General features: G+C 57.5%; 10 protein-coding genes and 1 pseudogene. 10 read left to right on the forward strand and 1 reads right to left on the reverse strand.

What is annotated here, in order from left to right:
• The 10 genes and pseudogenes from ACOTX5_RS25620 to ACOTX5_RS25665 all read left to right on the forward strand — a co-directional run.
• On the forward strand, positions 1 to 119 hold a 119-nt coding region (locus tag ACOTX5_RS25620), incomplete at its 5' end, for an IS1 family transposase (RefSeq protein ID WP_218062499.1).
• 370 nt (positions 120 to 489) lie between these two features.
• Entirely contained in the window at positions 490 to 1011 is a 522-nt protein-coding gene (gene fecI, locus ACOTX5_RS25625; protein ID WP_016151347.1) for an RNA polymerase sigma factor FecI, read from the forward strand.
• Positions 1008 to 1961, forward strand: coding sequence for a ferric citrate uptake sigma factor regulator FecR (gene fecR, locus ACOTX5_RS25630; RefSeq protein WP_023304425.1), 954 nt, complete (start codon positions 1008 to 1010; stop codon positions 1959 to 1961). The genes fecI and fecR overlap by 4 nt, the downstream gene beginning before the upstream one ends.
• Positions 1962 to 2047: 86 nt before the next feature.
• Positions 2048 to 4372: a TonB-dependent Fe(3+) dicitrate receptor FecA gene (gene fecA / locus ACOTX5_RS25635; RefSeq protein ID WP_022652364.1), complete on the forward strand. Its 2325-nt coding sequence runs from the start codon at positions 2048 to 2050 to the stop codon at positions 4370 to 4372.
• A gap of 44 nt (positions 4373 to 4416) precedes the next feature.
• Positions 4417 to 5319, forward strand: a complete 903-nt coding sequence (gene fecB, locus ACOTX5_RS25640; protein ID WP_007898890.1) for a Fe(3+) dicitrate ABC transporter substrate-binding protein FecB — start codon at positions 4417 to 4419, stop codon at positions 5317 to 5319.
• Positions 5316 to 6314 carry an iron-dicitrate ABC transporter permease FecC gene (gene fecC, locus ACOTX5_RS25645; protein ID WP_004118243.1) on the forward strand — a complete coding sequence of 333 codons (999 nt, stop codon included), beginning with the start codon at positions 5316 to 5318 and terminating at the stop codon, positions 6312 to 6314. The genes fecB and fecC overlap by 4 nt, the downstream gene beginning before the upstream one ends.
• Positions 6311 to 7267 (forward strand): Fe(3+) dicitrate ABC transporter permease subunit FecD, encoded by a 957-nt coding sequence (gene fecD, locus ACOTX5_RS25650; RefSeq protein WP_004118246.1) that lies wholly within the window; start codon positions 6311 to 6313, stop codon positions 7265 to 7267. The genes fecC and fecD overlap by 4 nt, the downstream gene beginning before the upstream one ends.
• Positions 7268 to 8035, forward strand: a complete 768-nt coding sequence (gene fecE / locus ACOTX5_RS25655; RefSeq protein ID WP_004152282.1) for a Fe(3+) dicitrate ABC transporter ATP-binding protein FecE — start codon at positions 7268 to 7270, stop codon at positions 8033 to 8035. It abuts the gene before it with no gap.
• 53 nt (positions 8036 to 8088) lie between these two features.
• Positions 8089 to 8427, forward strand: a complete 339-nt coding sequence (tnpB, locus tag ACOTX5_RS25660; RefSeq protein ID WP_028018554.1) for an IS66 family insertion sequence element accessory protein TnpB — start codon at positions 8089 to 8091, stop codon at positions 8425 to 8427.
• 49 nt (positions 8428 to 8476) lie between these two features.
• Positions 8477 to 8735: pseudogene (locus ACOTX5_RS25665) on the forward strand (IS66 family transposase); the annotation flags it as partial.
• Between the two features lie 22 nt (positions 8736 to 8757).
• On the opposite strand, the gene ACOTX5_RS25670 reads toward ACOTX5_RS25665, so the two are convergent.
• Positions 8758 to 9153, reverse strand: a 396-nt coding sequence (locus tag ACOTX5_RS25670) for an EAL domain-containing protein (RefSeq protein ID WP_406542956.1), incomplete at its 5' end; no start/stop codon positions are given.

Here is a 9153-nt window from a genome sequence, read left to right on the forward strand (position 1 = left end):
ACCTGAATCTGAGGCAGCACCTGGCACGGCTGGGACGGAAGTCGCTGTCGCTCACAAAATCGGTGGAGCTGCATGACAAAGTCATCGGGCATTATCTGAACATAAAACACTATCAATAATTTTGAGTCATTACCCAGTTAGCAATAACCCCCGCTTGCGGGGGCCATACCCACCAGGAGCAAACGCAGAAAGCCCGAGATACTTCTGCTGTACCGGGGGCTGGCGACATTTCAGGCAACACTCATAGTTGACATCCTCCCCGCCCTAAAGGGCGGGGAGGATGTCAATAATAGCAGACCACATCATGATGTCATTCTGACCGACAGATGCCAGAAGCAGAGGATCCATCCCATTTTATACCTACCTTATAACACTTAGAAAAACAACATGTTAAAAATGTTTATTGGAAACAATTTTATTTCCAATTGTAATGATAACCATTCTCATATTAATATGGCTACGTGATAATTAACTTTTGATGCACTCCGCATGTCTGACCGTGCCACTTCCACAGCTTCCTTAACGTTCGAGTCGCTTTATGGCACCCATCACGGCTGGTTGAAAAGTTGGCTGACGCGCAAACTCCAGTCTGCCTTTGATGCAGATGACATTGCCCAGGACACTTTTTTGCGGGTAATGAGCAGCGAAACGCTCTCGACGATCCGCGATCCTCGCTCTTTCCTGTGCACTATCGCCAAACGCGTGATGGTGGACCTGTTTCGCCGAAACGCGCTGGAAAAAGCGTATCTGGAGATGCTGGCGCTTATGCCGGAGGGGGTAGCGCCTTCACCTGAGGAACGCGAAAGCCAGCTCGAGACCCTACAACTCGTCGACAGCATGCTGGACGGGCTAAACGGAAAAACACGTGAAGCGTTTCTGCTTTCGCAACTGGATGGCCTGACATACAGCGAGATTGCGCACAAACTCGGTGTTTCCGTCAGCTCCGTGAAAAAATACGTGGCGAAAGCCGTCGAGCACTGCCTGCTGTTTCGTCTGGAGCATGGGTTATGAATCCTTCGTTAACCGATTCCCGCCGTCAGGCGCTGCGTTCAGCTTCCCACTGGTATGCCGTGCTAAGCGGCGAGCGCGTCAGCCCACAACAGGAAGCGCGCTGGCAACAGTGGTATGAACAGGATCAGGATAACCAGTGGGCCTGGCAGCAGGTTGAAAACCTGCGCAACCAGCTTGGCGGTGTGCCTGGCGACGTTGCCAGCCGGGCGCTGCACGATACCCGCCTCACCCGCCGTCACGTGATGAAAGGATTACTGCTGTTGCTCGGCGCTGGCGGAGGCTGGCAACTCTGGCAGTCGGAAACCGGCGAAGGTCTGCGGGCAGATTACCGCACCGCCAAAGGCGCAGTCAGCCGTCAGCAACTGGAAGATGACTCCCTGCTCACGCTGAATACCCAAAGCGCGGCGGATGTGCGTTTTGATGCGCATCAGCGCACCGTCCGGCTCTGGTACGGTGAAATCGCCATTACTACCGCGAAAGATGCGCAGCAACGCCCCTTCCGCGTCCTGACCCGTCAGGGCCAACTCACCGCTTTAGGGACAGAATTTACCGTCCGCCAGCAGGATAATTTCACGCAGCTTGACGTGCAGCAGCACGCCGTGGAAGTGCTTCTCGCCAGTGCCCCCGCGCAAAAACGCATCGTGAACGCTGGTGAAAGCCTGCAGTTCAGCGCCTCTGAGTTTGGCGCAGTGAAACCGCTGGATGACGAGAGTACAAGCTGGACGAAGGGCATCCTGAGCTTCAGCGATAAACCGCTGGGTGAGGTGATAGCCACGCTAAGCCGTTACCGCAACGGCGTGCTGCGCTGCGATCCCGCCGTTGCCGGGCTGCGCCTGAGCGGGACGTTCCCGCTGAAAAATACCGATGCGATCCTGAACGTTATCGCTCAAACGCTTCCCGTTAAAATTCAGTCTATTACGCGGTACTGGATAAACATTTCACCGCTGTAAGAAAAATAATTCTCATTTCGATTGTCCTTTTTACCCTTCTCGTTCGACTCATAGCTGAACACAACAAAAATGATGATGGAGAAGGTATGACGCCGTTACGCGTTTTTCGTAAAACAACACCTTTGGTTAACGCCATTCGCCTGAGCCTGCTGCCGCTGGCCGGTCTCTCGTTTTCCGCTTTTGCTGCACAGGTTGATATCGCACCGGGATCGCTCGACAAAGCGCTCAATCAGTATGCCGCACACAGCGGAATTACCCTCTCGGTTGACGCCAGCCTGACGCGCGGCAAGCAGAGCAACGGCCTGCACGGAGATTACGACGTCGAGAGCGGCCTGCAACAACTGCTGGACGGCAGCGGACTGCAGGTAAAACCGCTGAGAAATAACAGCTGGACGCTGGAGACCGCGCCCGCGCCAAAAGAAGATGCCCTGACCGTGGTCGGCGACTGGCTGGGCGATGCGCGTGAAAACGACGTATTTGAACATGCTGGCGCGCGTGACGTGATCCGCCGTGAGGATTTCGCCAAAACCGGCGCAACCACCATGCGTGAGGTGCTTAACCGCATCCCTGGCGTCAGCGCGCCGGAAAACAACGGCACCGGCAGCCACGACCTGGCGATGAACTTTGGCATCCGGGGCCTGAACCCACGCCTCGCCAGCCGCTCGACCGTCCTGATGGACGGCATCCCCGTCCCCTTTGCCCCTTACGGTCAGCCGCAGCTTTCACTGGCTCCCGTTTCGCTCGGCAACATGGATGCCATTGACGTGGTGCGCGGTGGTGGTGCGGTGCGTTACGGACCGCAGAGCGTGGGCGGCGTGGTGAACTTTGTTACCCGCGCCATTCCGCAGGACTTTGGTATCGAGGCGGGGGTGGAAGGTCAGCTCAGCCCAACCTCTTCACAAAACAACCCGAAAGAGACGCACAACCTGATGGTGGGCGGCACAGCGGACAACGGTTTTGGCACCGCGCTGCTCTACTCCGGCACGCGCGGCAGTGACTGGCGCGAGCACAGCGCCACCCGCATCGACGACCTGATGCTGAAAAGCAAATATGCGCCGAATGAGGTGCACACCTTCAACAGCCTGCTGCAATATTACGATGGTGAAGCCGACATGCCCGGCGGCCTGTCCCGCGCGGATTACGACGCCGATCGCTGGCAATCCACCCGCCCGTATGACCGCTTCTGGGGCCGTCGCAAGCTGGCGAGCCTGGGCTACCAGTTCCAGCCGGACAGCCAGCATAAATTCAACATTCAGGGGTTCTACACCCAAACCCTGCGCAGCGGCTACCTGGAGCAAGGCAAACGCATCACCCTCTCGCCGCGTATCTACTGGGTGCGCGGTATTGAGCCACGCTACAGCCAGAGCTTTATGATCGGCCCTTCCGCGCACGAAGTGGGCGTGGGCTATCGCTATGTGAATGAATCAACGCATGAAATGCGTTACTACACCGCCACCAGCAGCGGGCAGTTGCCGTCCGGCTCAAGCCCTTACGACCGCGACACGCGTTCCGGCACCGAGGCGCACGCCTGGTATCTGGATGACAAAATCGACATCGGCAACTGGACCATCACGCCGGGTATGCGTTTCGAACATATCGAGTCATACCAGAACAACGCCATCAAAGGCACGCACGAAGAGGTGAGCTATAACGCACCGCTTCCGGCGTTGAACGTGCTCTATCACCTGACTGATAGCTGGAATCTTTATGCAAACACTGAAGGCTCGTTCGGCACCGTACAGTACAGCCAGATTGGCAAGGCTGTGCAAAGCGGCAATGTGGAACCGGAAAAAGCGCGAACCTGGGAACTCGGTACCCGCTACGATGACGGCGCGCTGACGGCGGAAATGGGGCTGTTCCTGATTAACTTTAACAATCAGTACGACTCCAACCAGACCAACGACACCGTCACTGCACGTGGCAAAACGCGCCATACCGGGCTGGAAACGCAGGCACGTTACGACCTGGGTACGCTAACGCCAACGCTTGATAACGTTTCCGTCTACGCCAGCTATGCGTATGTGAACGCGGAAATCCGCGAGAAAGGCGACACCTATGGCAATCAGGTGCCATTCTCCCCGAAACATAAAGGCACGCTGGGCGTGGACTACAAGCCGGGCAACTGGACGTTCAATCTGAACAGCGATTTCCAGTCCAGCCAGTTTGCGGATAACGCCAATACGGTGAAAGAGAGCGCCGACGGCAGTACCGGCCGCATTCCCGGCTTCATGCTCTGGGGCGCACGCGTGGCGTATGACTTTGGCCCGCAGATGGCAGATCTGAACCTGGCGTTCGGTGTGAAAAACATCTTCGACCAGGACTACTTCATCCGCTCTTATGACGACAACAACAAAGGCATCTACGCAGGCCAGCCGCGCACGCTGTATATGCAGGGGTCGTTGAAGTTCTGATGTGTTAACGCCCGGCTTGCCGGGCTTTTAGCTGGAATGTGACTATGTTGGCATTTATCCGTTTTCTTTTTGCAGGCCTGCTGCTGGTGATCGGCCACGCCTTTGCCGCCACGGTTCAGGACGAACACGGCACGTTTACACTCGATAAAACGCCACAACGGATTGTGGTGCTGGAACTCTCGTTCGCCGATGCGCTGGCCGCCGTGGACGTCAGCCCGATCGGTATTGCCGACGATAACGATGCAAAACGCATCCTGCCCGAAGTGCGTGCGCACCTGAAACCGTGGCAGTCCGTCGGAACGCGCGCGCAGCCGAGCCTGGAAGCCATTGCTGCCCTGAAACCAGACCTGATCATTGCCGACAGCAGTCGCCATGCGGGGATTTACACTGCCTTGCAGCAAATCGCGCCGGTACTGCTGCTTAAGTCCCGCAACGAAACCTACGCTGAAAATTTGCACTCAGCGGCTATCATCGGCGAAGTGGTAGGTAAAAAACGAGAGATGCAGGCGCGTCTGGAACAACATAAAGAGAAGATGGCGCAGTGGTCCAGCCAGCTTCCCACAGGGACACGCGTGGCCTTTGGCACATCACGCGAACAGCTATTCAACCTGCATACCCAGGAGACCTGGACCGGCAGCGTGCTGGCTTCTCTGGGGCTGAACGTTCCCGCTGCGATGGCGGGCGCGTCCATGCCGTCCATCGGCCTGGAGCAACTGCTGGCGGTCAATCCTGCCTGGCTGCTGGTTGCCCACTATCGCGAAGAGAGCATTGTTAAACGCTGGCAACAAGATCCGCTCTGGCAGATATTAACCGCCGCGCAGAAGCAGCAGGTTGCTTCAGTCGACAGTAACGCCTGGGCGCGGATGCGCGGTATTTTTGCCGCAGAGCGTATTGCCGCTGACACGGTAAAAATCTTCCACCATCAGCCGCTTACCGATGTGAAATGACCGCGCTAAAACACCCGGTGCTGCTGTGGGGGCTTCCCGTTGCAGTACTTATTATTATTTTCTGGCTGAGTCTGTTTTGCTACTCGGCCATTCCTGTTTCCGGAGCAGACGCAATCCGCGCCCTGCTGCCTGGACACACGCCAACGCTACCAGAAGCGCTGGTGCAAAACCTTCGTTTGCCGCGAAGCCTGGTCGCCGTTCTGATCGGCGCAAGCCTGGCGCTCGCGGGCACGCTGCTGCAAACCCTGACCCACAACCCAATGGCCTCTCCTTCACTGCTCGGCATTAACAGCGGCGCGGCGCTGGCTATGGCGCTTACCAGCGCGCTGAGTCCGACGCCGGTTGCAGGCTATTCCCTGTCGTTCATCGCGGCATGCGGGGGCGGCGTGAGCTGGCTGCTGGTCATGACCGCAGGAGGCGGGTTTCGTCATACCCAGGACAGAAACAAACTGATCCTCGCGGGTATCGCGCTGTCGGCCTTTTGTATGGCCCTGACCCGCATCACCCTGCTGCTGGCCGAAGATCATGCTTACGGCATCTTTTACTGGCTGGCAGGCGGAGTGTCCCACGCCCACTGGCAGGATGTCTGGCAGCTCTTGCCGGTGGTGGTCACTGCAGTCCCTGTCGTGTTGCTGCTGGCGAATCAACTGAACCTGCTCAACGTCAGCGACAGTACCGCCCATACGCTGGGAGTGAACCTGCCGAGACTACGTTTGATCATCAATATGTTAGTGCTGCTTCTGGTTGGCGCGTGCGTCAGTGTGGCAGGTCCGGTGGCGTTTATCGGCCTGCTGGTGCCACATCTGGCGCGCTTCTGGGCAGGCTTCGATCAGCGCAACGTACTGCCGGTGAGCATGCTGCTGGGGGCCACGCTGATGCTGATGGCAGATGTACTCGCACGCGCGCTGGCCTTCCCCGGCGATCTGCCCGCAGGCGCAGTGCTGGCGCTGATTGGCAGTCCTTGCTTTGTCTGGCTGGTGAGGAGGCGAGGATGAAAATTGCGCTGGTCATTTTCATCACCCTTGCCCTGGCAGGTTGTGCGCTGTTATCACTCCATATGGGGGTGATCCCCGTGCCGTGGCGCGCGCTGCTGACCGACTGGCAGGACGGACGCGAGCATTATTATGTATTGATGGAGTACCGACTGCCGCGCTTGCTGCTGGCACTGTTTGTCGGTGCAGCCCTCGCCGTGGCGGGCGTGCTGGTACAGGGGATTGTGCGTAACCCGCTAGCATCACCGGATATTCTCGGCATTAACCATGCCGCCAGCCTTGCCTCTGTGGGAGCACTGCTTCTTATGCCATCACTATCCGTGATGGTGCTGCCGCTGCTGGCCTTTGCGGGCGGTATGGCGGGGTTGATCTTGCTGAAGATGCTGGCAAAGACCCACCAGCCGATGAAGCTGGCGCTCACCGGCGTGGCGCTTTCCGCCTGCTGGGCGAGCCTGACGGATTACCTGATGCTCCTGCACCCGCAGGATGTAAACAGTGCCCTGCTGTGGCTGACGGGTAGCTTATGGGGGCGCGACTGGCACTTTGTGAAGATTGCCGTGCCGTTGCTCATTCTGTTTTTGCCGCTGAGCCTGCGCTTTTGTCGCGATCTCGACCTGCTGGCGCTGGGCGATGCACGAGCAGCCACGCTCGGCGTGTCGGTTCAGCGCACCCGGTTCCAGGGGCTGATGCTGGCTGTCGCGATGACAGCAACCGGCGTGGCCGTCTGTGGCCCGATAAGTTTTATTGGTCTCGTCGTGCCGCACATGGTGCGCAGGATCGCCGGCGGGCGTCACCGCTGGCTGATGCCCGTTTCGGCCCTGACGGGCGCGTTGTTGCTGGTCATTGCCGATCTGCTGGCACGAATCATTCATCCGCCGCTGGAGCTTCCGGCAGGCGTGCTGACCGCCATTATCGGCGCACCGTGGTTTGTCTGGCTGCTTGTGAGAATGCGATAAATGAGATTACGTACTGAAAATCTGACCGTCAGCTATGGCGCACAAACCGTGCTGGATGGACTTTCTCTCGCCCTGCCTGCCGGAAAAATCACGGCCCTGCTCGGCCCTAACGGTTGCGGGAAATCGACGCTGTTGAACTGTTTTTCTCGCCTGTTAACACCAGACTCTGGCGAGATATTGCTTGATGAAAAACCCATAGCCGGTTTTTCCGCCCGCCAGCTGGCTCGCCGCCTGGCTTTACTGCCGCAACACCATTTATCCCCCGAGGGGATCACTGTACGGGAACTGGTTTCCTACGGCCGCAGCCCGTGGCTGTCGTTGTGGGGGCGACTCTCCGCGGAAGACAACGAGCGGGTCAACGTGGCAATGAGTCAGACCCGGACGCGCAATCTGGCTGACCGCAGGTTAACCCAGCTTTCCGGCGGCCAGCGCCAGCGTGCGTTTCTGGCGATGGTGCTGGCACAGGATACCCCACTCATTCTTCTTGATGAGCCTACGACCTACCTCGATATCAATCATCAGGTTGAACTGATGCGCCTGATGGTTGAACTCAAAAGGCAGGGGAAAACCGTAGTGACGGTACTCCACGATCTGAATCAGGCCAGCCGCTATTGCGATCATCTGGTGGTACTGGCAAGCGGTCGCGTGATGGCGCAAGGTGCTCCGGAAGCAGTGATGAAACCAGAGCTTCTAAAGACGGTGTTCAGCGTAGAAGCGGAAATCCATCCCGAACCGGTATCTGGCAGACCCATGTGTGTGGTGAAGTAGTCTGGCGAAGTCATAAGGATCATCACAGGACAGATAAAGGAAGTGATAACCACCTGCCAACAGGCACCAAAATCTGGCTGGTTGCCGGTATCACCGACATGCGCAACGGCTTCAATGGTCTCGCCGCAAAGGTGCAGACGATGCTGAAAGATGACCCGATATCCGGCCATGTCTTCATCTTCCGGGGCCGCAGCGGCAGTAAGGTCAAACTGCTGTGGTCCACCGGCGACGGGCTGTGCCTGCTGACCAAACGGCTGGAACGCGGCCGCTTCGCCTGGCCCTCTGCCCGCGATGGCAAAGTGTTCCTGACCCCGGCGCAGCTGGCAATGCTTCTGGAAGGCATCGACTGGCGGCAGCCTAAAAGACTGCTTACGTCCCTGACCATGTTGTAGGCCTCTTTATCCTGGTTGTCGTTGAATAAGCCTGGTAAAATGCGGGCTTATGAACAACACCTCCCCCTGACGACATCCTTCTGCTGAAACAGCGCCTGTCCGAACAGGAAGCGCTGAACCGCGCCCTGCTGGAAAAGCAGGCCGACCGGGAGCGCGAAATAGACCATCTGCAGGCGCAGCTGGATAAGATTCGCCGGATGAACTTCGGCAGTCGTTCTGAATAAATCTCCCGCCGCATCGCGCAGATAGAAGCCGACCTGAACCGGCTTCAGACAGAAAGCGATACGCTGACGGGTCGGGTTGCCGATACGGGCCGGGCCCCGTATCGTTTTAACCCTGAATATTCATCGCAGATATTGTTTCGGGTTTTCCGGTATACCAGCCCTGAACTAGGTAACCGGGGCCAAGAGAACGGACGAATTCAAACTGTCCTGGCGTTTCCACCCCTTCAAACACCAGTGGTTTGCCAGTACCACGTAACCCTTTCACCACAGAAACAAGTAGCGCTCGCTTCACCGGGTCATCAATATTGGCAATAAAAATACGGTCTATTTTTATCTCATCGAAATCCAGTACCGTCAGCCATTCAATATGGGGGCCGCTTGGCAAACGGAATCTATGGTCACTCCCGTTTTTGCAACACCGATTTTGACGACAAGTTGGCTTGCTTGAATCTATCCGGCGTCTGAATGGGATTTTATTCCCGCGCCTCGATGAGTTCCGCGC

It is taken from the genome of Enterobacter cloacae complex sp. IR5441, from assembly GCF_049238215.1.
GTDB classification, from domain to species: domain Bacteria; phylum Pseudomonadota; class Gammaproteobacteria; order Enterobacterales; family Enterobacteriaceae; genus Enterobacter; species Enterobacter hormaechei_C.